The organism is Nitrospira sp. Nam80 (genome assembly GCF_965152575.1).
In genome coordinates this window covers 2,044,234-2,068,147 of the sequence record NZ_OZ224216.1, presented here as the reverse complement: position 1 = coordinate 2,068,147, position 23,914 = coordinate 2,044,234, and the positions used below count along the sequence as shown (strand labels likewise).

At 58.3% G+C, this 23,914-nt stretch carries 21 protein-coding genes; 8 read left to right on the top strand and 13 right to left on the bottom strand.

Annotation, left to right across the window (positions count from 1 at the left end; translation table 11 throughout):
• Positions 1-38: 38 nt before the first annotated feature.
• Complete coding sequence (locus ACWGXE_RS09765) at positions 39-728, bottom strand: DnaJ domain-containing protein (RefSeq protein WP_447603283.1); 690 nt, start codon at positions 726-728, stop codon at positions 39-41.
• A gap of 21 nt (positions 729-749) precedes the next feature.
• Positions 750-2,207: a malic enzyme-like NAD(P)-binding protein gene (locus ACWGXE_RS09760; protein WP_447603281.1), complete on the bottom strand. Its 1,458-nt coding sequence runs from the start codon at positions 2,205-2,207 to the stop codon at positions 750-752.
• Positions 2,208-2,440: 233 nt separating this feature from the next.
• Here ACWGXE_RS09760 and ACWGXE_RS09755 point away from each other — a divergent pair, with 233 nt between their 5' ends.
• From ACWGXE_RS09755 to ACWGXE_RS09740, 4 genes are all read left to right on the top strand, one after another.
• A complete protein-coding gene (locus ACWGXE_RS09755) occupies positions 2,441-6,115 on the top strand; it encodes an aldo/keto reductase (protein WP_447603280.1) in 3,675 nt (1,224 codons plus the stop codon).
• Between the two features lie 67 nt (positions 6,116-6,182).
• On the top strand, positions 6,183-6,758 hold the full coding sequence (locus ACWGXE_RS09750) for an OmpA family protein (RefSeq protein WP_447603926.1): 576 nt from the start codon (positions 6,183-6,185) through the stop codon (positions 6,756-6,758).
• A gap of 145 nt (positions 6,759-6,903) precedes the next feature.
• The gene (locus ACWGXE_RS09745; RefSeq protein ID WP_447603278.1) at positions 6,904-7,122 is read left to right on the top strand and encodes a hypothetical protein; all 219 of its coding nucleotides are present in this window, start codon (positions 6,904-6,906) and stop codon (positions 7,120-7,122) included.
• Positions 7,123-7,167: 45 nt separating this feature from the next.
• Positions 7,168-7,551 (top strand): CBS domain-containing protein, encoded by a 384-nt coding sequence (locus tag ACWGXE_RS09740; RefSeq protein WP_447603276.1) that lies wholly within the window; start codon positions 7,168-7,170, stop codon positions 7,549-7,551.
• 39 nt (positions 7,552-7,590) lie between these two features.
• Here ACWGXE_RS09740 and ACWGXE_RS09735 read toward each other — a convergent pair whose 3' ends face one another.
• Together ACWGXE_RS09735 and ACWGXE_RS09730 are read right to left on the bottom strand one after the other, a co-directional pair.
• Positions 7,591-8,154 (bottom strand): Slp family lipoprotein, encoded by a 564-nt coding sequence (locus tag ACWGXE_RS09735; RefSeq protein WP_447603274.1) that lies wholly within the window; start codon positions 8,152-8,154, stop codon positions 7,591-7,593.
• Positions 8,155-8,227: 73 nt separating this feature from the next.
• Entirely contained in the window at positions 8,228-9,718 is a 1,491-nt protein-coding gene (locus ACWGXE_RS09730; RefSeq protein WP_447603272.1) for a DUF3943 domain-containing protein, read from the bottom strand.
• Between the two features lie 486 nt (positions 9,719-10,204).
• Here ACWGXE_RS09730 and ACWGXE_RS09725 point away from each other — a divergent pair, with 486 nt between their 5' ends.
• Positions 10,205-10,936, top strand: coding sequence for a tetratricopeptide repeat protein (locus ACWGXE_RS09725; protein ID WP_447603270.1), 732 nt, complete (start codon positions 10,205-10,207; stop codon positions 10,934-10,936).
• Here the strand turns inward: ACWGXE_RS09725 and ACWGXE_RS09720 are convergent.
• The 3 genes from ACWGXE_RS09720 to ACWGXE_RS09710 form a co-directional block, all read right to left on the bottom strand.
• Positions 10,933-12,417 (bottom strand): DUF3943 domain-containing protein, encoded by a 1,485-nt coding sequence (locus tag ACWGXE_RS09720; protein WP_447603269.1) that lies wholly within the window; start codon positions 12,415-12,417, stop codon positions 10,933-10,935. The two genes, ACWGXE_RS09725 and ACWGXE_RS09720, sit on opposite strands and share 4 nt — an antisense overlap.
• A 198-nt stretch (positions 12,418-12,615) precedes the next feature.
• A complete protein-coding gene (gene corA, locus ACWGXE_RS09715) occupies positions 12,616-13,581 on the bottom strand; it encodes a magnesium/cobalt transporter CorA (protein WP_447603267.1) in 966 nt (321 codons plus the stop codon).
• Between the two features lie 301 nt (positions 13,582-13,882).
• Positions 13,883-14,572 (bottom strand): response regulator transcription factor, encoded by a 690-nt coding sequence (locus ACWGXE_RS09710; protein WP_447603266.1) that lies wholly within the window; start codon positions 14,570-14,572, stop codon positions 13,883-13,885.
• Between the two features lie 531 nt (positions 14,573-15,103).
• Between ACWGXE_RS09710 and ACWGXE_RS09705 the strand changes: the two genes are divergently transcribed.
• Complete coding sequence (locus ACWGXE_RS09705; RefSeq protein WP_447603264.1) at positions 15,104-16,405, top strand: porin; 1,302 nt, start codon at positions 15,104-15,106, stop codon at positions 16,403-16,405.
• Between the two features lie 66 nt (positions 16,406-16,471).
• Here ACWGXE_RS09705 and ACWGXE_RS09700 read toward each other — a convergent pair whose 3' ends face one another.
• Both ACWGXE_RS09700 and ACWGXE_RS09695 read right to left on the bottom strand, forming a co-directional pair.
• On the bottom strand, positions 16,472-17,164 hold the full coding sequence (locus ACWGXE_RS09700; RefSeq protein WP_447603262.1) for a hypothetical protein: 693 nt from the start codon (positions 17,162-17,164) through the stop codon (positions 16,472-16,474).
• A 244-nt stretch (positions 17,165-17,408) separates the two neighbouring features.
• The gene (locus ACWGXE_RS09695; RefSeq protein WP_447603260.1) at positions 17,409-18,539 is read right to left on the bottom strand and encodes a PstS family phosphate ABC transporter substrate-binding protein; all 1,131 of its coding nucleotides are present in this window, start codon (positions 18,537-18,539) and stop codon (positions 17,409-17,411) included.
• Between the two features lie 256 nt (positions 18,540-18,795).
• On the opposite strand from ACWGXE_RS09695, the gene ACWGXE_RS09690 reads away from it, so the two are divergent.
• Complete coding sequence (locus tag ACWGXE_RS09690; protein WP_447603258.1) at positions 18,796-19,029, top strand: hypothetical protein; 234 nt, start codon at positions 18,796-18,798, stop codon at positions 19,027-19,029.
• A gap of 106 nt (positions 19,030-19,135) precedes the next feature.
• Positions 19,136-20,254 carry a PstS family phosphate ABC transporter substrate-binding protein gene (locus ACWGXE_RS09685; protein ID WP_447603256.1) on the top strand — a complete coding sequence of 373 codons (1,119 nt, stop codon included), beginning with the start codon at positions 19,136-19,138 and terminating at the stop codon, positions 20,252-20,254.
• A gap of 55 nt (positions 20,255-20,309) precedes the next feature.
• Here ACWGXE_RS09685 and ACWGXE_RS09680 read toward each other — a convergent pair whose 3' ends face one another.
• The 4 genes from ACWGXE_RS09680 to ACWGXE_RS09665 all read right to left on the bottom strand — a co-directional run bounded on the left by ACWGXE_RS09680 (position 20,310) and on the right by ACWGXE_RS09665 (position 23,746).
• Complete coding sequence (locus ACWGXE_RS09680) at positions 20,310-21,272, bottom strand: hypothetical protein (protein WP_447603254.1); 963 nt, start codon at positions 21,270-21,272, stop codon at positions 20,310-20,312.
• A complete protein-coding gene (locus tag ACWGXE_RS09675) occupies positions 21,263-21,583 on the bottom strand; it encodes a hypothetical protein (RefSeq protein WP_447603252.1) in 321 nt (106 codons plus the stop codon). Before ACWGXE_RS09675 ends, ACWGXE_RS09680 begins: the two co-directional genes overlap by 10 nt.
• 19 nt (positions 21,584-21,602) lie before the next feature.
• Positions 21,603-22,139, bottom strand: a complete 537-nt coding sequence (locus tag ACWGXE_RS09670) for a Slp family lipoprotein (RefSeq protein WP_447603250.1) — start codon at positions 22,137-22,139, stop codon at positions 21,603-21,605.
• 80 nt (positions 22,140-22,219) lie between these two features.
• Positions 22,220-23,746 (bottom strand): hypothetical protein, encoded by a 1,527-nt coding sequence (locus tag ACWGXE_RS09665; protein WP_447603248.1) that lies wholly within the window; start codon positions 23,744-23,746, stop codon positions 22,220-22,222.
• Positions 23,747-23,914 lie beyond the last annotated feature (168 nt).

Here is a 23,914-nt window from a genome sequence, read left to right as displayed (position 1 = left end):
GGCAACGTATCGGTTCGAGTGGTCGATATCCAACTTCATTACTCGGTAGGACGATATTCAGCGCCCCGCGAGAGCGGCGGCTCCGTATTGCTCAAACTGAGATACTCTTTGAGAAATTGATAGGCGGCAATGATCCGCCGGAGTTCGGGCTCCGAGCTGCGGTCGCCGTTTCTCGCGTCGGGATGCAGCTCCTTGGCACGGTGCCGAAAGGCCGTGGTCACTTCCATCAGGGAGGTGCCGAATTCCAGCCCAAGAATGTCATAGGCATCACCGGCATTGTTCACTTCAGGAACCGGGCCGGCAGGATCAGTCGAGCCGCCGGCGGCTTTCAAGAAATCCGCGAGGTTCACGCCCCGACGGCGTCGGCGCGGGCGCTCTCGGACCTCGCTGTCCAGATCGTCCCAGCGGTCCTCCACGAATTCGAGCCTGGATTCCAGGCGGATGGCGCCGGAAATATCGATCACATGGGCCAGTTCGTCCTCGATGAGCTTGAGCGACCGATCGATTTCCTCGAGTCCTTGCTCGATGCGGAAAAAACTGTCGACTCGCTCCTGCATCATGTAATCGACGGCGAAGTCGAGGCTATCCACAGTCTTCGCACGAAGCAGTTCGATCCGGCGCCGCATGCCGGCTTGGTACTTGGAGAGACGAGCGGAGGAAAACGGCACCAATTCTCCGTCGGAATAGGCGTGACACCAGCTGCCCCGCCTGCTCCAGCATCTTAGCATAACCGTCTCGTCAGGTTAACCTCAGACCGGCTCGTTTCTGGCGGGATCATCCCCCACCTTGGCCTTACGACGCGCGACGCCGGTTTCCCTGGCCGCACCGGCCACCGCCTTTGCCACGCGGGGAACGACTTCCTTATCGAAGAGACTGGGAATAACATAATCCTCGCTCAACGCTGATTCCGGCACGACGTCCGCGATGGCCTGCGCCGCGGCGAGTTTCATGGCTTCGTTGATTTCTCTCGCTTGGACATCGAGTGCCCCGCGGAAGATACCGGGAAAAGCGAGCGCATTATTGATCTGGTTAGGAAAATCGGAGCGGCCGGTGGCAAAAATCCTGGAATACTGATCGCCCAGTTTGGGATCGATTTCGGGGTCCGGATTGGCCATGGCGAACACAATGCGGTCGGGCGCCATCAATTCCAAATCCTCGACACTAAGGATATTGCCGGCCGAAACTCCTATGAACACATCCGCCCCTTTCAAGGCATCGCGCAATGTGCCGCGCGGCTGCCCGCGCCTGATACAGGCACGCAAATCGGTGCGATAGGGGCGCAACTCGTCCCCGTCCCCCATGAGCACGATCCCTTCCTTATCGCATCCGATCAGATGGGAGATGCCGGCAGCAAGCAGAATGCGGCAACAGGCAGTGCCGGCCGCCCCCAGACCATTGACGACGATCCGGACATCGCCGATCGGTCGTTTGATCACCTTCAACGCGTTGGTCAGCGCGGCCAATAAGACGACCGCCGTCCCATGCTGATCATCATGCATGACGGGAATATCCAGGCATTTCTTTAATTCGCGTTCGATCGTAAAGCAGCGGGGTGCGCTGATATCTTCGAGATGGATGGCGCCGAAGCCCGGGGCGATCGCCCGGACGATGCCGACGATCTCGTCCTGGTCCTGGGTACCGAGACATAGCGGCCAGGCATCGATGCCGGCGAACTCCTTCAACAACATCACTTTCCCTTCCATCACCGGAAGCGCCGCTTCCGGACCCAGATCTCCCAGTCCCAAAACCGCAGACCCGTCGGTTACCACCGCCACGCTGTTGCTCTTGATCGTGAAGGCATAGGCTTTGGTCGGATCCGCCGCAATCGCCTGCGACACGCGACCAACACCGGGCGTATACACCATCGAGAGGACATTCCTGGTGGTCACAGGAACGCGGCTTTGCACGCGAATCTTTCCGCCCAGATGGAGAAGGAAGATTCGGTCCGAGGCCGACAGGACGGTCACATCCGGGAGGCTTCCAAGTCGCTGGACGACCCGGTCGCCGTGCGGTTCGTTTTGCACGTCGAACGTCACATCACGGATCATCCAGTCGGCATTGGCCGAGACGATATCGACCGCTCCGAGATTGGCGCCTTCTTCGGCAAGCAAGGCCGCGACCTTCGCGAACATGCCGGGTTTATTGGCCAATGCCAGCCGAGCCGTCAGGCGATAGTTGGAATAGGGGCCGGTATCATCGCTCGTCATATCACTGTCCATGGAATAGTCATTGTTACCTATCAGCTTACCATACGAACCCAAATCCAAAATGAGGAATATAGAATGAGGAATGATGAATGGTTCGGACGGCAGAAGATGACCGGTGATTCAGAGTTAGGAGTTGGGAGTTAAGAGTTAAGGTTCTGCTGTCTGTTATCCGCCCTCTGATCCGGCGGTTGCGGCACGTTGACCGTCCGAGAAGCACCGTGTTACGGTGCCTCATGTCCTCAGAACACCGCAGCAACCGCTCGCCCAATCGGCTCATCCACGAGACGAGCCCGTACCTGCGCCAACATGCCTACAATCCGGTCCAGTGGTATCCCTGGGGAAAGGAAGCTTTGACCCGTTCAAAACAGTTGGATCGACCGATCCTGCTGTCGATCGGCTACTCCTCATGCCATTGGTGCCACGTCATGGAACGCGAATCCTTCGAAAATGAACGGATTGCGCAGCTCATGAATGACTCTTTCATTTGCGTGAAGGTGGATCGGGAAGAACGGCCCGACTTGGATGAAATTTACATGCAGGCCACGCTGGCCATGAACGGCGGCCAAGGCGGATGGCCGATGACGGTGTTTTTGACTCCCGATCAGGAACCGATCTTCGCCGGGACCTATTTCCCGCCGGAAGACAAGTACGGTCGACCGGGGTTCCCGACGGTGCTGAAGAAAATTTCGGAATTCTGGCAGAAGGATCGCGACGGTCTGATCAAGCAAGCGGCCCATGTCACCAGCCGGCTCAAAGAAGGCTTGCGGACTCCCTCTCCCACGTCAGTCGGCGAGGTGGAACTGCTGGCGGCAACCTCGCAGTATGCCGAAGACTTCGATGCTCGATACGGCGGGTTCGGCGGCGCGCCGAAATTTCCCCCGGCCACCGGCCTCTCACTCCTCCTCCGCTGTTACGACCGGACGAAGGACCCCCACACGTTGACGATGGTCCGCAAGACGCTGGACGCCATGGCGGCCGGCGGCATGTACGATCAACTCGGCGGCGGATTCGCTCGCTACTCCACGGACGAGCGCTGGCTGGTTCCGCATTTCGAAAAGATGCTGTACGACAATGCCCTGCTGGCGCGGACCTATGTTGAAGCCTATCAGGTCACGCACGACCCGGAATACCGGCGCATCGCCTCGGAGACGCTGGATTATATTCTGCGAGAGATGACCTCACCGGAGGGCGGCTTTTTTTCCGCGACCGATGCCGACTCGGAAGGAGTCGAGGGGAAATTCTTCGTCTGGACGCGGGAACAGATTCACGCGGCCCTTCCGAACCGGGACGACGCGGACCGCTTCTGCGCTTTCTATGACGTTACTGCTGCGGGCAATTGGGAACATACCAATGTCTTGAACCGGCCGAAGAGTTATGCAGAGGTCGCGGGCGAGCTTGGCATTACCGAAGAAGCCTTGCGCGAGTCTATCGAAAGATCCCGACCTATCCTGTACGCCACCCGCGCCACGCGGGTGCCGCCGGGGCTGGACGACAAGATCATCACCGCCTGGAACGGCATGATGATCAGCGCGATGGCCGAAGCGGGTCGGGTCTTCCGCGAGCCGCGCTATACGACGGCCGCCAGGCGGGCCGCCGACTTCATTCTCGCTACCTTGAGCCGTCCGGACGGAGGACTCCTGCGCACCTATCGAGAGGGCAAAGCACACCTCGACGCCTACCTGGAAGACTATGCATACTTCGCCGAGGCGCTGGTCGATCTGTACGAGAGCGGAACAGACGAACGCTATCTGATGGAGGCGGCACGCTTGGCCGACCGCATGGTCCGCGACTTCGGGGACGAGCAGCACGGCGGCTTTTTTACGACCGCGCGCCAGCATGAAACCTTGATCATTCGAAGCCGTGAGGGGCCGGACGGAGCCACGCCGAGCGGAAATGCCGTCGCGGCATCGGCCTTGGCCCGATTAGCGGCCCATTTCGATCGCCATGATTGGAGAGAGCAGGCCACGGCGGCAGTCCGCGCCTATGGAAAACAAATGGCCCGTTACCCGCGCGCGTTTGCCAAGAGTCTGGCCGTGGTCGATTTCTTGACCAGCGGACCGGTTGAGTTAGCGTTGGTCGGCGCATCCGACGATGCGGGCTTCCGCACGCTCACTGAAGCGGTCAGCCGGCAGTATCTGCCGAACCGCATTATCGCCTCGCTTGATCCTCTCAGTACCGTGACGGATCACCCGTTGCTCCGCGGCAAAAGTCTGGTCCATGGCAAGGCGGCCCTCTATGTCTGCCGCAATTTCTCCTGCCGACAACCCATCACCGATGCAGCGTTGGTGCCGAATGCCTTGCGATCTCACACCGCGAACGACCATCCGGCAGGCTCTCCGGACGGGGCCGTTCTGAGCGGACGGCGCCTCCCGGGGTTCGCCACGATTCAAGGGACAGCAGGCTATGCCGGACGGAAGATCGCGTCGGCCTCGCCTGAGCTGGCGCGGGGATTTACGACATGGGACAGACCCGGATTGACCGGCAGCAGGCTCGGTTTCGGCACCTACCGGGTTGCACCCGGAGAGGCGGAACATCGCGAAGCCTTGATCCGGGCGCTCCGCGATGGTTGCAACGTCATCGACACTTCTACCAATTATATGGACGGCGACAGCGAACGTCTGGTCGGATCGGTGCTGGCCGAACTGGTCACTTCCGGCGATCTCACGCGCGAAGAAGTGATCGTCGTCTCGAAGATCGGCTATGTGCAAGGGCAGAATCTCGCCCAAGCGCAAGCGCGGGAGAAGGCCGACAAGCCCTATCCCGACATGGTCAAGTACGGCGAGGGAATCTGGCATTGCCTGCATCCGGAGTTTCTCGCGGACCAGCTCACCGCCAGCCTCGACCGGTTAGGATTGGACACGCTCGATGTCTGCCTCCTGCATAATCCGGAATATTTTCTCTCCCAGAGCAAGTTGAACGGCAAAGACCAGCTCGCTTCCCGGCGTGACGAATTTTACCGGCGGCTTGAGCTGGCGTTTCAGTACTTGGAGTCACAGATCGCAGCCGGCCGCCTTCGCTGGTATGGCGTCTCCTCCAATACGGTCGGTGCGCCGGCCGACGACCCGGAAGCGACTTCATTGTCGCGCATGGTGGAGGCGGCGACGGAAGCGGCCGGAACAGGCGCGGCCCACCATTTTGCCGTGCTGCAATGTCCTCTGAACCTCTATGAATCGGGACCTGTCTTGACCGCGAATACGGGACGCGCAGGCACAGTCACACCGCTCGCCATGGCTCAACAGGAAGGCTTGGCTGTCTTGGTGAACCGGCCTCTCAATGCCATGCCGGGGCGTGGCGGCGGCATGATGAGATTGGCCGACGTGCCGGTGGAAGCGCCGGCCGTGACGTTTGCTGATCAACGCTCGCGCGTCGCCAAATTGGAAGAGGAATATCGCCGCGACATCGCGCCCGCCGTCGAACATAGCGGTCAAGGAATGCTGCCGGCAGACTTCTTCAATTGGGCCGAGGAGCTGGCCAAGATACGGGAGCAGGTGCAAGGCCTGGAACACTGGGAGCAAATCGAACATCACATGATTGCGCCCCACGTCAATCAGGTGCTGCGGGCGCTGAGCCAACTGCTGACCGGCCAAACCGCAGAGCGATGGGAAGCTTGGCGCGATGCCTATGTGCCCGAATTGCTGAGTCTCTTGAAAGAGGTGCGCCGCGAGGCCTCCGAGCGCAGCAGGACCAGGAGCGCGGCGGTGGGACAGCGTCTCGATCCCCTGCTGCCGGCGCATCGACGAGCCGAGTCCTTGTCGCGCAAAGCGCTCTGGGTCCTTGCAAGCACTCCGGGTGTGACCTGCGTCTTGAATGGGATGAGGTCTATCACTTACGTGAACGATTCGCTGGACATCCTGCAATGGGAACCGTTGAACGAACCGCTGGCTATCTTTCGAGCTTTCGCCTCGTAAATGGACTTGCCTCATCCGGCATAATTGATTATTCTCTCCCGCAATCTGTCAATGGAGGTTTTCCGTGATGCATCGGATCCGATTCCGTACCGTGGGATTTTTCATGGCGGCGGCCCTGGTAGCCGCCACCGGCTGCGCCGGCCGAAGCGGCACCAGCGGCGGAGAGACGTCCGAACCAAAACCGATGGCGGTCGAACAGGTGGCGCCCGCCCCCGTCAAGGAAGTTCCCCTTCCCCCGCCCGATAACGAGCCGCCTCCGCCGCTGCGATCGGTGGAGATGGCGGCACGCAACTCCACCGGCGTACAGAACATTCCCTTCCCCGACGTGCTCTTCGATTTTGACCAATACGTCCTGCGCGATGACGCGCTCACCACGGTGGAGGAAAACGCGAAGCGGCTGAAGGCCAATGGGATCAAACGGATCGTCCTTGAAGGCCGCACAGACGAGATTGGGACGGTTGAATATAATCTCGTGCTCGGTGAACGTCGGGCGCGGGGTGTGCAACACTACCTCGAAAATCTGGGTCTCGAAACGTTGCAGATCGAGGTGACGAGTTTCGGAAAAGATCGGCCCCTCTGTCTCCAGCACAATACCGTCTGCTGGCAAAAGAATCGCAGCGTGCATTTTGTCGTGAAAGACTGAACAGCAGGCCTTTCCGCTTCCGCATGTCCCCTTTTTACGCCCGCCTGTAACGCAGGATTTACCTCTGCGTGACGTGCTTGGAACCTTGACGGCCTATGTTTTCCAGTGTCGTCCGCTGTAAAGCGGTTCACATGGAGGGCCGTCTATGAGGCAAGAGACTCTCACCTGGATCATCGCGGCACTGCTGGGTATGGGATGCACCTTGGGATATGCGATCCGCACGCTGTATCGCATGCAGGGCAAAGCTCTCTATCCGCTGCTGAGAACCCGATCGAAGGAGGGGCGCTGCTCCTCTGTTGTGATGAGGAGACCGTCGTGCCGTGCCACACGCCTTCCGATGAGCGCCTCGGGAGATCTCTGCTAAGAGGCGGCGACCATTCACTCTCATTCAACCAAGGAGGACTCATTCATGGTTACCATCAATCAACTCATGACGCGGCAAGTCGTGACGTTACCTGCCGGGACGTCGGTCGTGGAAGCGGCCAGGGTCATGAACAACAACAAGATCGGCAGTGTGTTCGTCCATCAGAACGAGCGGATCGTCGGCATCGTCACCGAGCCGGACATTGTCCGCAAAGTGGTGGGAGAAAGCCGCCAGCCGTTCTTCGTGCCGGTCGAATCGATCATGAGCGCGCCGGTGATCGGGATCGATGAGCGCCGGCCGATCACCGAGGCGGCGGATCTGATGCAGCAGCATGGGACCCGCCATTTGGCGGTTATGAGAAGCGGAGCCATCATCGGGGTCTTATCCGTCCGCGATCTCTTGCAGCCGGTCTCGATCGACGAGTTCTAACCGGCCTTGCCGGCGAGTGATTCCGCAGGCCGGCGACGTTCAATAGCCGCTCGTGCAGTACGTTACATGGTCTAAGGCTCCAAATTTTACCGCTTCCAGAAGCGGGGGCGCGGGCGGTGTATCAGCCGATTTCCATACATGAAGACATTCTGCGATCACGAAGGGAACGGTTTTCTGCGTCCCATTGATAAAAACCGGTTTCGGCTGTGAGGTGACTCCGACCACCATGAAGTGGTTACCGGGAGCCAGCCACTTCGGATCAATCGTCGCCCGATAATAGATCCCATATTGATTCACCGGCCGGTTGACTTCGAACGACTCGTAGACCAATTGATCGACGATCGGCAAGTGAGTCGCGGCAAGAAACGTCTCCCCGTTTTTTATCTCCCCCTGAACAATCTGGCCGCCGAGTTCCACTTTCCGCCCCACCACGGCATTCGGAGCTTTCCACCACACTTGCACATCAAATCCTTCATCCACGCCTTCCATCACTCGTGGAGAAAAGATCGGAATCGCCGAGCAGGTCTGCAGCGTGATTGCGACGCAGCATAGAGCCGCCGTGCGCGCAGCCCACCGAAACTTTCTGTCGCTGAATCGCCTCATCGATGCGGCACAGAATGCCTGGTCGAAGCCCGGTTCTTCAAGAGGGAACGCGAAGAGAACTTCGACATGACGGCTAGAAGTGATCCCCCCGCCACTCCACGGCGCCGAACCCGCTGTTCCCAAGCAAGACATACATCAGGCTGAGGGTTTCGACGGTTTGGTTGCGGGTGTCAATGTTGGAATAATGTGCGTCGCGATGCGTGATGAGGTAGCGGACGGCCAGGCCGTGTCGATCGAAGACCCGCAGGGTTAGGCCCACGTCGCCGAGGATCATATTTTCCCATCCACTGTGGTCTCCGGAGCCGAGTTTGCTCACATAGTATTCCCGTCCCGTCACATCGAGCATCGCGCGATCGTCAAGGATCAGCCGCAGCGCCAGCAGCGCCTGAGGATTAGCTCCATAGTGGTAATCCCGGTCTTCCGTCCGATGAATGCTGCCGGCGGCGCCGTAGCCGGCGCCGCCCAACGCCGTTCCCTGGAGCGCCACGGCGCGCGAGAGCCAGGTCTGCCATGTCGTCCCGACCGACAGAGCGGTCGTGGAGAGACGAAACACTTGCGGCGAGATATAGTCGTAGCTTCCATACAGTCCCCATATCCCGCGCGTCGCTTCACCCAACGCGTAATCCGTGCCGAACAGCAGCCCGCGCGTATTCAGGCTCGCGATCGTGTTGGCGGTGGCCGCGGTAAGATGAAAATCGAAGTAGTCGAACGGGCGGTTGTACGTATAGCCGGGTTTCCCCGGCAGCCCATAGGTCAGCGTGAAGTCGGCCGTTGCGCCTCCCTCCCGCACTCTCTGGGACACATTGTGGCTGCTTGAGGTCACCGTCCCGCCCAGTTGCAAGCGTAAGAAGGTGGCGGGGCTGTGGCTCGGAAAGACGGCGTCAAATCGGTTTCCGAAGACAAGCCGGTTAAACCCGGTCGGGGGCGAGATCACCGCCGCGGCGAGTTCTCGCCAGAATCCCGGCGGTCCCGCTTCGGTTTCGAGCAGCAGACCGGCCATGCGAAACAGGGGTTCGCCCAAGAATGTCCCGCCGAAGGTGGTCGTAATCTGATCGTTAATGGAGGGCGGCGTCGTCTCGCCGCCGATTTCCCAGAGAAAGCTGCCGGCGGCGGTGTACAGAAACGATTCGTAAAAATCGAGGCCGGCCGATCGAGCCAGACCATAGTAGACGCTGCCGCCATAGGGGTGCAGGAACTGGTTCGTCGAAAATTGATCATCGTCGATGACCCATTTCGAATCGGTCAAGTTCCTCCAGATGCTGTCGCCGCTCGTGCGGTACTCGTCTCTCGGCTCGACAAAATGCCGGTCGAAACGGTTCAGAAGAAACTCGTACAGCAGAATCTCGGCAGCAGGAATCACATAGCTCTTGCCCGCCCCGCCGTCCCAGAGCGACGACAGGCGAGCCGCTTCGGGAGACGGCGGCCCGATTTCAGCCGATGAGGCTGGTTGGGACTTCGCCGAACGGCTTGGGCTGGAACTCGATTCCAACTGCTCTGATGAATACGCGGGCAGCACCAGAAGAAGAACGCCATATAAAAGTATGAGTTCTTGGATTCGGATCAAGCGTCCCCTTCCCGTAGTCCGGCGGGATGAATGCCATACTCTCGGGCATCGGTCAAGGTCCTAGCCCGCATTATTCATGACGGTTCGCGACGAAACTGCGGAGACGCCACGCGAGGTCCGCGACGCGAAGAATAATGAGCGTCACGTTTGCGGACGCCGCCGAGACGGTGAGGGGCGGTGTCTTCTGCGCGTGGAGACGCGAGGGCCCGAAGCATACCTCAGAATTGCGGATGTTGAGGGGCGCACGGCGCGAGGAAGAACGAGCGCCACGTTTGTGCACGCCAGCGAGACGGTGAGCTGGCTGGAGCCACCGAGCGGCGAGCCCGCCCGCCTGGCCGTGTAACATTCACGGCCAGGCTTGTCGTAGCGGCGTATACGCAGTTGCAGTAGAAACGTTCATGAATAATGCCGGCTAGGGTCATCACATGCCGAGCGGCACGTATTGCGTCTCCGTTCCAAGATGTCGTATGTCTGGAAGGCATGGAGATGCATAAAACGAGACCGATATCGCGCCGCACTATGGCATCGGCCCTCTGCTGCGGCGTCGCGGTCCTGCTGCTCTCCGTTCAATCGGCCTTTCCAATTTCCGAGTCCGTACAGAACCTCGAACAACACCTGCAGAAACTGCTTGAGGAGAACAAGCAGCACGCCTCAAACCCGGCCATCCTTGTGAAACTCGCCGACCTGTATCTGGACCTTGGCGACGAGGCGTACCAAGACGAGGTGAAACGCCGGGCGGCGTATGAGGAGGGGGCCAGGTTCGCACGTCAGGCGCTCGACCTTCAGGAGCAGAATGCCGACGCTCATTACTTGTATGCGGCCAATCTAGGAAGCGCCGCCCAGCTCAAAGGCACGATGGCGTCCGCCCTCACCGTGCGGGATCTGAAGGCCCATGTCAGGCGCGCATTGGAGCTGAACGGGAACCATGCGCCGGCGCTCCATATGATGGGGATGATGATGGAGGAGCTTCCCTGGCTGTTAGGCGGTGACGCCGAAGCGGCGTTGACCTATCTCAAACGCTCGGTTCTCGCCGATCCCACCTACATCCATGTCCGGCTCGATCTCGCCAAGGTCTACCTCAAGCGCCATGCGTCCGACGAGGCGCGACGAGAGTTGCGCGTGATTGTTGAAGGACCTCAGCCCGCCGCCCACTCGGCAGGCGCTCGACGCTATCGCGAGGAGGCGTTGACTCTGCTGAACACATTGCGCTCCCGCTAGAATGCCCGTCCATCGCCGCGCCATTCCACCGCGCCGAACCCGCTGTTCCCCAGCAATACGTACATCAGGCTGAGGGTCTCAATGGTTTGATCACGATAGGTCACGCTCGGATACGAGGCATCCCGATGGGAGACCGCATAACGGACCGCCACGCCATGGCGGTCGAAGAGGCGGAGCGTGACCGCGCCCTCTCCCCGCATGATGTTTTCCCAGCCATGGCGCTCGGGAGAGAGAAAGCTGCTGACATAATATTCCCGCCCCGTAAAATCGATCATGGCTCGGTCCCCGAAAATCAATCGAACGGTCAGCAACCCCTGCGGCGTCGTCCCGTAATGGTAATCCCGATCTTTCGTGCGGTTGATTCTGCCGGCCGCGCCATAGCCGGCGCCTCCCAGCGCGGTGCCTTGAAGCGCCACGTCGCGTGACAACCACGTCTGCCATGTCGTCCCGAGCGACAATGCGGTCGTCGAGACACGAAACACTTGCGGAGAAATATAATCGTAGCTTCCATACAGGCCCCAGATTCCGCGCGTCGTCTCGCCGGAGGCGTAGGTCCTGCCGAACAACATCCCCCGCGTGTTGATGCTTTCAAAGGTGTTCGGCGTCGCGGCGGTGAAATGGAAATCGAAATAGTCGAACGGCCGAGTATAGGTATAGCCCGGCTTTCCCGGCAGCCCGTAGATAAACGAGAGATCGCCGACCGCCCCGCGGTCTTTCACGCTGTCAGAGACGTTGTGGCTGGACGATGTCAGCGTGCCGCCGACCATCAACCGAAAGAAAGTGGCGGGATCATGACTCGGAAAGACGGCGTCGAAGCGATTGCCGAACACGAGACGGTTGAATCCGGTCGGCGGAGAAATGATTGCTGCGCCGAGTTCCCTCAGGAAGCCCGGCCGCCCGTCCCCGGATTCCAATAGCAGGTTCGCCATGCGGAAGAACGGTTCGCCCAGGAACGCGCCGCCGAACGTGGTCGCGATCTGGTCATTGACCGAGGGCGCCGTTGCCTCCCCTCCGAGCTCCCACAGGAAACTGCCGGCGGCGGTGTACAGAAACGATTCGTAAAAATTGAGGCCGGCCGATCGTGCCAACCCATAGTAGATGGTCCCGCTGTAAGGATGGAGAAATTGGTTGGTCGCAAATTGATCGTTGTCGATGACCCATTTCGAGTCGGTGAGATTCTTCCAGAAGGTATCTCCATCCGTGCGGTACACCTCTCTCGGCTCGGTGAAGTGCCGATCATACTGATTGAGCAAAAACAGGTACGCCAGAATCTCCGCGGCGGGGATGACATAGCTCTTGTTGGCCCCGCTGTCCCAGGGCGATGCGGGAGAGTCGGACTCACGGGAAGGAGGACCGATGGAAACGGGGGATGACCGGTGAAAGGCGGATGGGCCGGCCGGGCTGGATTCGTCTACCGGATAAGCCGGCGATGTCAGTAGGAAGACGCCATAGAGTAGGATGAATCCTCGTAATAGGACCAAGATCCTCTCCGCCTTTGCCTGTTGGATGAATGACACACTCCAGAATATTGATCAAGCTGCCCCCGACGGCGCTTATCTTCACACTTTTTGCCTTGGCTCTGGGGGATGTTATGGATCTGCAGTCGAAAGGAATAAATGGCAGGGCTGGCGTTTCGCGGTGGGAATGACTACGTATGGATCAATGGAGACGCCGGAGAATCAATCCAACCAACCCTTCCGCCTGAAATACAGGTACGGCGCTGCGCCGGCAAAGATCATGAGTAGGAGCGCCGACGGATAGCCCCACGGCCATCGCAGTTCCGGCATGATGTCGAAATTCATGCCGTAAATGCTGGCGACGAGTGTCGGCGGAAGAAAGACGACCGCGGCGATCGAAAAAATCTTGATAATCTTGTTTTGTTCCAAGTTGATCATCCCGAGCAAGGCGTCCATCAGGAAGTTGATCTTATCTGAAATGAATCCCGTATGGCCGTTCAAGGATTCAATATCGCGCAGGATACCTTTGACCGCTTGTGTGTGCGCAGGCGACACGACGCGGCTCCTCAGTAAGAATGAGAGGGCGCGCCGGTTATCCATGAGGTCCAAGCGCACTTTTCCGTTGAGGTCCTCCTGGGCGGCGATCCGTTCGATATTGTCGCGCATGACGCTGCTGGTAATATGCTTGTCCCGACTCAAGACGAGAGCGGCGACTTCGTCCAACGTCTTGTACATCTCTTCCAGCACATCGGCATCCTGCTCGACGGCCAGCTCATAGCAGCCGAGCAGGATGTCCATGGCATCGTTGACGATCACCGTCCCCGCGCGTGCCTGCATCCGAAATAATCGTAAAAAGGTCAGGTCCTCATCGTGCACGGTCAACAATCGGCCTTCATGCAACGTGAAGGACATCGTCACATTCGAAGGAGTCTGGTCACTATTCTGGATGAAGGTTGAACGGATATGTACCCCGTGTTCATCCTGATAGTAACGGGCGCTCGCCTGCAGGTTCTGCAACTCTTCATCTTCCGGCAGCTCCAGCCGAAATACCGACTGCACCAGTTCGCGTTCTTCTTCCGTCGGGTCCGCCAAATCGATCCAAATCGTCTCCTTCCGGGTCAAATCCTCTTCGGCATCGGCCCGAACCTGCATGAGCCTTCCGTCGGTCAATACAAACGCGCTGAGCATGGGTCCAATCCGGTGACGGTAATCAGGAATCAACGAGAGTAGTCCGAGTCATTATAGTCCGAGCTTCGCCCCTATCCAATGACACACGGAGCTCTCATGTAAAGTTTTACAGTCCCGTGATGCAAATTTCCAAGCGTTTGCTAAACCTGCCCGCTATGCTGAGGCCTCGCCGGCCTGCCAGTGGAGTTGCCTGGACGTGGCTGGTCGTGCTGAGGGGGAACGGCGGTTGAAACGGGCAATCCAAATCGATCCGGGCTATACCAATGCTTGGTTTTATGGGCAGACTTATAACCGCTACCGCTTAGTCAGCCTTCTGCAGCTTATACCCTACACCGCGAACGGTGGTGATGAACTGAGGATTGGATGCATCCGGTTCTATTTTGCGTCTCAGGGAATGGATATGGACATCAAGCGCATGCTCCTCGATCGCATAGCCCTTGCCCCACACCCGATCCAATAATTCCTGCCGGGTGAAGACCACCCGGGGAGCTCGAAGAAATTGTTTCAGGATCTCGAACTCTCGCGGCGCCAGGTCGACATATCTCTCTCCGACCCGCACTTCATGCCGTCCTACGTCCATAGACAGATTTCCAAGTCTATATATCCCGGAGGAGGAGCGCAGTCGCTCGTTGGTCCGCATGATCGCACGAATGCGGGCGACAAGTTCCCTATGGCTTTGGTTGCACAGGCAGGCGTCGAGCCCCTGGTCTAACTGGGCCGCACACTGATCTTCGGCACAGTCTGCTCCCAGCATCTGCACGGCCACGATGGGAATCAATCGAAGCTGAGGTTGCCGGCGCAGTTCATCAATCGAGAGATGCCGCCGATCCACGAGAATCACGGAAGGAGGATTCCGTAAACCTTGTTCCACGCCCGCCTTCTCATGCTTGGCCAGAATGACTTGATACCGGTATTCGCTAAACGCCTTATGCAAAAAAGAGGCGAGGGTTTCGTCCGGTGTCACAATAAGAATCGGCGTGCTTTCCAACATCCCGCTTGCCTTCCGCCTCGCTCTGCGTCCCGCGCGCCACATTACGGGGCGCAGGCTTCGGAGGCATAACGAAACAGTTAAACCCGCGTTAATTGTTCCCCTATCGGCCTTCCCTTCTTTTCCATTCACTACCGTCCGCCTTCGATGCCCGGGCGCCTGCCGTGACGCGCTCCGCAATCCGTTGCAAGCGTAACAGTCCCTTAATTTCGTGGAAAACGTTCAGTGACATCCCTCCCGTATGGTGCCGCCGATACCGGCCGGTTGCCGGATGGCTCGGCCGAGCAACTATCCAAGAAGGAGGGATGAATGGGTTGGAGATGCAACCAGTTAATCAGCGGACTCGCCATCATGGCAGGATTGTGTGTGATGGCATGGTCGCCGCCATCGGGCTTCTCGGAGGAAAGCCCGCCTCTGCCGAAAACTCGGGCCGCGACACCAAATCTGGGTGTGGAGGTAGCCCAAGCCTCGGCTTCCGGGACACCACCGTCTATCGAGTCTGCGCCTATAGACGTGGAGGGACAGCGAGAAAGAGTGACATCCGGTCAACGCCTCACGATTCAAAGTTCGACGCTCGAAAACCTCCTGCTCGAGAAAGGCGTCATCAGCCAGGACGATTGGATTCGCCTCAAAGCGGAAGAGGAGCGGCGGATCTTCGAACAAGTCGCCGAGATGCAGCAAGCGGGAAATCCCAGATGGTACGAACGGATCCGGATCAATGGGTACTCGCAGTTCAAATATAATCTCGGCGCCACGAGTCCATTGTTTGACCTGCCGTTGAACGATAGTTTTGGGGATCAGCAACCAAACGAATTCTATGTCAGACGCCTCCGGCTGGTGCTCCAAGGGCAGGTTTCCGAACGGATCGCTTTCTACATGCAGTTCGCGTTGGAGGGCGGGCAACAACAGCTCGAGAATCGGGAGATCATCGATAATTACCTGGACTATTATATAACCAAAGATCGAGTCCATCGCCTTCGCGCGGGTCTCCATCGTGTGCCAAACGCATTCGACACCTACCGCTCCAGCACAAATCGGCAAGAGCAGGACCGGCATGAGTCCATACAGAGCGGGGCTCCAGGAGAACGAGACCTGGGCATTGCCTATTACTGGAGTCCCAAGGTGGCACAAGCTCGGTTTGCCCAACTCGCGGCTTACCATAATGGTCCGGGCGACTATGGGGTGTTCGGGGTCATGGTGTACAACGGGCAGGGCCGAAGCCAACTCGAGCTCAATAAGAACAAGCATGTCGGCGTGAAGCTCGCCTATCCGTTCGAGTTGCCGAACGGCCGCCTCCTCGAAACCGGAGTCATGGCCTATCGCGGCATCTACTCTGTCAACGGGGTCGGCTCACCGACGAGCACGGGAGCCGCACGCTGTCATGACGCCCTGAACTCGGAAGGCGGTTGCGACGTCAACGATGAGCGGGTGACGGCCTACTTCTGGACCCCGCCACAGCCCTGGGGCATCCTCGGAGAGTTCACGGTCGGTCGCGGTCCGGAACGGAATCAGACGAACAACTTTGTTGATGAACGATCGCTGCACGGAGGATACATCCAGGGCTACTATACCTGGCGTTATTCCGATGTCGGGATGCTGACCCCCTATGTCCGGTGGGGAGAGTATTACGGCGGATTCAAGAGTCTGGCCGGGGCGCCCAGCGGCCAGTCCCGGACCTGGAATTTCGGCCTCGTCTGGGAGCCCGACACGCATTTTCGGTTTAACGTGGATTGGGTGTTCAAGGATGGGGAGAACAGCAGGTTGGTGGCTAATACTCCGCAGTCCGACTTTGATGCGTCGCAATTACGATTCCAGATGCAGTGGTTCTGGAATTAGCGGCGTAGATTTCTTTGAAAGCCCTGGGGGACTATCTCCCCAGGGCCGGTCCGGAACGCCGGGCAGTTATTTCTCTGCCGATCTGATGTCCCGATGCAGTTGCGTTAAATCAATCGCAAGGACGCGACCGTCATCGATATACGGCCAGGAGATGCGTTCTTCCTCCCGAACCAATGCGGTTCCAGGTGTAAAGGCGGCCCTAAAATCGAGTCGGGCAATGGGGAGCAAGGGCGTATCGACCGGGTCCAGGGCATACACCATGTTCTGACCCATGCCGCTCGTGGGCAACGTACGGTTATTGGCCAGCACAAAATAGAGCTGTTGGTCCTGCACAAATAGTCCCCCGGAGGTAATTCCCAAGCCTACATTTTCATCTGAGATCCGGCGGTAGAACGTCACCAATTCATCAGGCTTCGCTTTACTCAGAGCTGCGCTGAGCTTCGGCGCCAAAAGGCGGATCTCCATACTCGAAAAGGCCGGCCCCTGGTCTGCTCTGTTGAAGACAAGACTCTTCAGCACCCCTTGTCTTGAGACCGTCTGTACGCCCCTCAATATGTCCATCATCGTTTCAGGAGTCACCTTCGCCGGATGACTATGCGGGTTGCGCGCATGGTCATCATATTGGAATCCAATGGAGGTCACGGAGTCTTGATAGAAGGGCGTGGGAGGAGGGGCACTGGTACATCCGCCAATGCCGACGACAACAACCGAAACAACCAGCACAACCAGCTGACGCAAGAACCCGTTTCGTTCGCGCATGACGTGACTCCTATTCCCCCGCTTGCGCATTGGCCAATGCACTGAGCCGCGGCCCGCGCCATCCTAACATGGGTAATAATATATGGTGGCATATGAAAGGGAGCGTTCTCTCTTCGAGAAAGAACGCTCCCCGATCAGAGGAGCCCAACACTGGAAGCGGCCGCACGGCTGCTCTAGTGTTCGAGAAATTCAATCTTTTGGTCGGCAAGGCGATCTGCAGACCAGACGTTTCATCCAAGCTCCGTCACCGAGAATCCGGCAACGCCGCCATGGGGACCCGCGCCACAGTGTCTGCCAATCCCAAGTTCTGACGGTTCTTTGCGACTTGCACGCTGGTCAGCGGATAATAGTTTGCCCGCGCCACGATTTCCTGGCCCTGACCGCTGTTTATGAACTTGAGAAACTCTTCCACGATCGGATCCAGCTTCCCGTTCGGATCCTTGTTGACGTACAGGTAGAGCGGACGTGCGAGAGGATAACTATGATCTCTGACAGATTCTGCACTGGGCAGGACATATCGATCTCCTGCTTGTTGCGCCAGGGGAACCATGCGCACGAATGAAGTGTTGTAGATTGATCCCGCATAGCCGATGGCGAGCCTATCTTGGGCAATGGCAAGAATTTCTGAGGCGGAACCGGGCTGTTCTTGTGCGTCCGGCTTCAAATTCCCGTCCAACAAGGCAACGTGCTCGAAAAAGTACCGCGTCCCCGATTTCTTATCTCTTCCATAGAGATGAATTGGTTGCCGACTCCAGCCGTCCTGCAATCCCACCTGATCCCATGTTGAAACGGACTGCATTCCGCGTTTCAGGGTTGTGCTGAATATCGCGTCAACCTGCTCCAGGGTCAGGCCTGTTATGGGATTCTCATTATGGACGTAGATGGCCACCGCATCCATGGCGATGGGCATCTCGAGCGGTTCATGTCCGTGGTTGAATGCGAAACCTTTCCGTTCCTTCTCAGACAGGGGACGCGAGGAAGCCAACAAATCGGCATAACTGGACCCGTCGGTTCCCCTTCCCCTGGCCTTGTCCCCGCGCCGCTGATAGGAGATTCCAAGCATGAATTCCCGGATGGCCTGAGAGGTCGGCACGCTTTCAACCGCAAACTTCGTTTCGAGATGTTGGCGGGTAAAGTGAGCGACCAGTTTGGTCATGAGCGGAGCCATCGTGTCCGACCCAGCAATGCTGACACGTCCGGATAGCCCATTGACTGGTACATAGGCTGTCAGGCTCGGATCAAGTTCCTGCTGAGCGGCTCCAAAAGGCTGTGCGGCGGCCAAACCCACTCCCCCCAAGCATAAGGCCGCACTGGTGACGGCCATGCATAACTGTCGACAAACCTTCGCCTGCTCTTTCTTTCGAAACAGGTCCATGTTTTCCTCCTCGAAATAATAGGGATACAGGCCGGATTATAGTTCGCGGCGAATGAAATCGTAGTTGCCGCCATATTGCCGCTGTGTAAATTGTTCCACCGCTTGTGAAGCGGATCGTCGTCAATACAGAGAGAAATGTTACAAATCTTTAACCTACCCATGATCTGTCCATCATCGCGACCTTCGTAGGATAAGCTCGTTACATTCCTTCTTCTCGGCCATGCTTACCTCGTCGGCATACAAAGGAGGTTTCCAGATGGTCACTCAGAGTGAGGGAAATGAGGCTATGGTGCTCGATCTCTTGCGGTCGGAGAAGTGCCTGAAACTGGAACAGGTAGTCACTCTTCTGCCCGAGCTGAGCTGGAACCAGGTGTTTCAATGTGTGGATTCATTGAGCCGCCGTGGCGAGATTCTGCTATTACGTCGTGGGTTCGATTATGAGATAGCCTCCCCGCAGTCTGACCGGGAAGGCACACGCTGTTCGGTGTAATTCCCTGTCTGCCAACAGCAAAGTTAACAGTCCTGTAACAAAGCCGTGTTCTTTCTGCAATCCGGCCGATTTATCTTGGACCGGATAACAACCCAGGAGGATCAATATGGCGAGCTCCGCGCAAGCTCCGAAACAGCGCTTCTTACGATCGGCCACGACGGGCGGCCGGACATTGGCCTGCCTGCTTGTGTTGCTGTTAGGCGGCGTCGGCTCTATCCAGGCTGAACAAAGCGGGCCTTTTGCCAGTTTGACGGTTGATCCCGCCCTGAAACGATATAGTGCCGGGGTTCAAGTAAGCGGGGGCTTTAAGATCCATGGGTCCGACACGATGCACGGTCTGATGCGGCGGCTCGTGCAGGAATTTCACTCTCGCCAGCCCAAAGTGGCGATCGATCTCCGATCCGGCGGATCGACAAAGGGCATCGCTGAATTCTTGGAAGCCCCACAGCCGGGCCGCATTGTCGTACACGAAGAACGAGCCAAGCAGGCGCTATTGGTGAGCAGTTCTCGAGAACTCTTGGATTCCGAAATCAAGCGATTTTCGTCGCAACGAGGCTATGAGCCCTTCGCGGTCCCTATTGCGGTCGATGCCGTCGCCTTATATGTGCATAAGGATAATCCCCTGCCGGGGCTGACGCTGGATCAAGTGGACGCCATCTTTTCGACCACGCATCACCGCGGCTTCAAAAAGGACATTACGACTTGGGGTGATTTAGGATTGGCCGGCGGCTGGGAGAAGGCCGAAATCCGGTTGTATGGGCGGGACCGCAAATCCGGCACAAGAGCTTTCTTTCAGGAACATGTGCTGGCAGGCGGCGACTTCAAGCCGTCGTTGCAGGAAGAACCTGGCGCAGCCTCGGTCATCCTGGCTATGAGCCGGGATCAACTCGGTATGGGCTATAGCGGGATCGGTTTACAAGCCTCGAGTGTACGCATCGTGCCTCTGGCCGAAATCGAGGGCATGCCGTTTATTATTCCATCAGCCGCGACGGTCGCCGATCAGACTTATCCCCTTCGACGCTTGCTTTACCTCTATCTCGACAAGGCGCCGGGCGCTTCGCTGTCGCCGGCTGTGCAGGAATTCGTGAACTTTGTCCAGAGTCGAGAAGGCCAGGAAGCGGTCGTCAAAGCGGGCTTTTATCCATTGCCCATCGAGCAGGTCGAAAAACTCTCGGTGGCATTGGGATCAACTCTGCCTCCTGCGGGCGCCTCCTCCAAGCAATAACGGCGAGCATCAAGTCCGGACCGGACCGGTCGCCGGCTCCCGAGAAATCCAGCGTTCAGGGAGACGGCGGCTTGCGCGCGGGAGGCGATTTGGGTTTGGGACGTTCCATTTCGCCTCGCAGGCGCGCCAGTTCGTCCTTCAACTCGTGCAGTTGCCGCGTCTGTTCATTCAATCGGTCACGCAAATCGAGATTAGACTGGGTCAACTCACGGATCTGCAGCTTCAGGTCTTGTGGGGATTCCCCGACGACTGCCGGCTCGCGAGTGGCTGCGCCGGCTCGATCGGCGCCTCCAGCCGGAGGAGACGAGGCCGGAAGCGGAGCGGCGGCTTGAAGACCGACACTGTTCCGAGTCAGGATGGCGTTCGGACTGATGGAGAGATGAACCGTTTCAAAGGGCGCCCAATCTGGTTCCTGGGAAGGAGGAACCTCTGCCACCTTGTACGGTGCGGCGACCCACAGCTTCATTCCTTTCGTGTCGCGCAGATCTTTTTCATCTCCCCCGCCGGTGTCGGCCTGGGCGAAGGCCTTGTGATCCGTTACCACCACATGCAGATAGGAGTCCCGGATGAAAAGCGATCCGGCGGTCGCGTCGCCGTACGCCGACTTTGGATTCGGGAGATAAAAGAACACGCGCTCGTTTGGGGCGGCCTCCCGAAAAGCCTGGGCGATCGGGGCCGCGACGAGGCGAAGATCCGCGTCGTCGAATAACGGAATCTGCCGCGGGGACTCGAAGTATCCCACCAGCGTGCCGCTCCACCCGCTGACACGGATCGCGCTCAACATCAGCGCCATCTTTTCCGGCGCCATGTCGATCGGATGCGCGTTCGGCGCGGGCGGCGAAGATCTGGTAACCGATGGATCGGGCTGGAGGCCGACTTGAATGCCGTAGCGGTCAAAGAGCAGCTGTCCTCGGGTGAAGAATTGACAGGAACTCAACATCAGGCAGAGGGATCCGACCACCAGCATGACGCTGCCCGGCGTGCTGAGTGGCCCCGTCCCATCACGTGTTACTCGCATGCGAATTGAATCCCCCAGAGGCGGTCCGTTCCGATTTGCCCCCGCCAGATTCGATCGGCGGCGGCGCTGACTTTGGGAATCTGACCCTCTCGAACAATTCGTGACCCAGCAGGACATTTGTCCCCGATCAATCGAAAGGCGTCCCGGCGCCCGGAAGAGGCAAACACCTCGGCTTCCGTTTGGTACGCATAGGAAACCAGACCGCCGTCCCCTGTATCGCGCACCAGCGTGGCTTCATGTCCGCATCCCACCGCCCCCGCAAGACCGAGCATCAGAAGAGAACCGGTTAGGCGCCGACCCGGGGCTGTCATGAATTTTCCACTCCATCTTTCATGGCGACGCGCAGAATGTCTCATGTTCCAGCGGCTCATATCCGCCACCTATATTATAGGGAAACTCCGCGATTTCTTTTCCGACTGTTTTCCAGATGTGAAGACAGCGGGCGCGCAGCGAGGGCAGACTCCGTTTCACATCGTCCACGACGACCGCCTTCGCCTGCTCAACGGAACCGACGACAATCAGGCGGTTGCCTGGGATCAACCATTTGGAGTCGAGACGGCCGGTATACGAGACGGCGAATTCACCCGACCGCCTGCCGTTGTCTTTGGGCCCATAGGCTGGATATTCGACAATGGGAAGTTGCGTCGTAATAATGACCACTCCGCCGTCCGCGGTATCCGTTTGTACGATGCGCCCGCCGAGTTGGACTTTCCGTCCCACCTTGGCGTTCGGTAGATTGCGCCAGGTGGTGAAGTCGAAGTCTTTATCCACCCCGTCGGTGATCTCCTTCTGAAAGATCGGGGAAGAAGAACAGGCGACAAGAATGAGCGAAATCCCCAGAACAATGCTGCCGTGGATGCGGGTCATCGTATGTCCTCCTTACTCCTTCCTGCGTCTCTTTTGCAACCGCAGGCGAACCGACGAGATGATATCGAAGTCGCGCCGTCCTACATAAACCGGATCTGGAATTGCACGAGAAATGCATTCTGCGCGAACGCATCAAACGTGGTGTCGTAGGGAACGCCGGGCCCATTGCCCTGGTGGTGCCGGAACTCATAGTTGAACTGAATCTTGGATTGAATCTTCGGCGGGAAGTTCTCGAAATAATAGGTCAGCCCGAGGATCGTTCTCGTATAGAGGTCGTTCGATGTGGAAGTACTCGGATCGAATTGTTCATACATGACGGTCGGTTCCCAATTTTGAAAGAATCCATCGGAGATCAAATATTTGGCGAGCACGTACCAGGTCCGTCGCTGCACCCCGGGCGCGCCGGAGCCGCCGCATAGCACCATGGTCTGGCACGTTCCATTAGCTGGTCGCCCGACGGTCGTCGCGTTCGCGCCGTCATGCCCCTGCCACCATTCACCCTGCACCATGAAGCCCGGGATGATCTTCGACGTATACCGAAAATCCAGACCGTACCGATCGAAGGTGCCTTTGCCGCGGCCGTTGATATTCGTGTTGGCGTTGTTCGACTCCCCTTGAATCGTCGTGAAGCTGACCCATGAGACATCGGTGCCGAACAGGCGAATGCGGGTATAAAAGGCTTTCGGGCCGTTCGCGCCGGTCGCGTTCGCGTGATAATTGTTGTTGTTCATGATGCCCGCGACATATTCCAACCGATTGAACAACCGCCCGCGGACATCGACGAAGAGATCGCGTTCCTGGAGAAAATCGATGGCGCCTGCCGTGCCTGTTTGATTGCCGACGCCGCTGCCGACTGACGTGAGATAGGGCGAACTGATGACATCGCGCAAGCCGCCGGACGTCTCCGTAAAGATGCCGAACGGCATGCGAAACACACCCATGCGAATGAAGTTCATATACGGGGCCCAGGATTGAAACGGGCGGAAGTCGATATAGGATTCGCGAAAAAATGTCGCGGCGACCGGTTGGCCCGTCGCCGCTCCGCTGCCCCCGGTCGGCGTCTCACGGCCGAAGCTGATGCTTTGAAACTCCATTAATGCGTGCCAACGGGGCAACATGTCGCTGATACGGCCCCAGAACACGATTTCGGACCGGCGAATGGAGAAGTTGTCCTGGCTCTTGCCTTCCGGCACATGCGCGTCCTGATGACTATAGAGAAACTGCAGCGCATTCAGGCCGAAATTTACTTTATCCCTCAGAATGGGCAGCAGTTCCGTTCTCGTTTTCCAATCCTCGATGGCGTCGATGCGCCTGGCATTCTCGGCGCCGCGATATTCCTGTTCGGCACGAATCTGAATCCATTCGTCCATGGTAATCGAGCCCTTCTGAAGCAGGATGTCCTCGACCGACGCGCCGCCCGGCGGCAATGCGTTCGGCGCCGCCGGCGCAGGGCTTGGACCGGATTCTTCCGGCGCCGGGACGGAACCGGCATGCGGCCCCTGAGGAGCGGGGACCTGCTCCGCTCCGCTCGCCGGCGTCCCGGACGGAGCCCACAGACAAATACCCATCACACCGATGACTACCGCCAGCCGTTGAAGTGCGTTCATATCCGGTCCTCCGCATTACGATGTCGGCATAACGACGGGCGCGGATGTATAGGCCCGCTATCACAGAGTCGTTGCGGCAATGTTACAAGCGGGTAAACATCTTTGCGGAGACGGTAGTACAACTCACGAGGGCATCTTGCAAGCAGAATCACCATCGCTTCGCGCCGA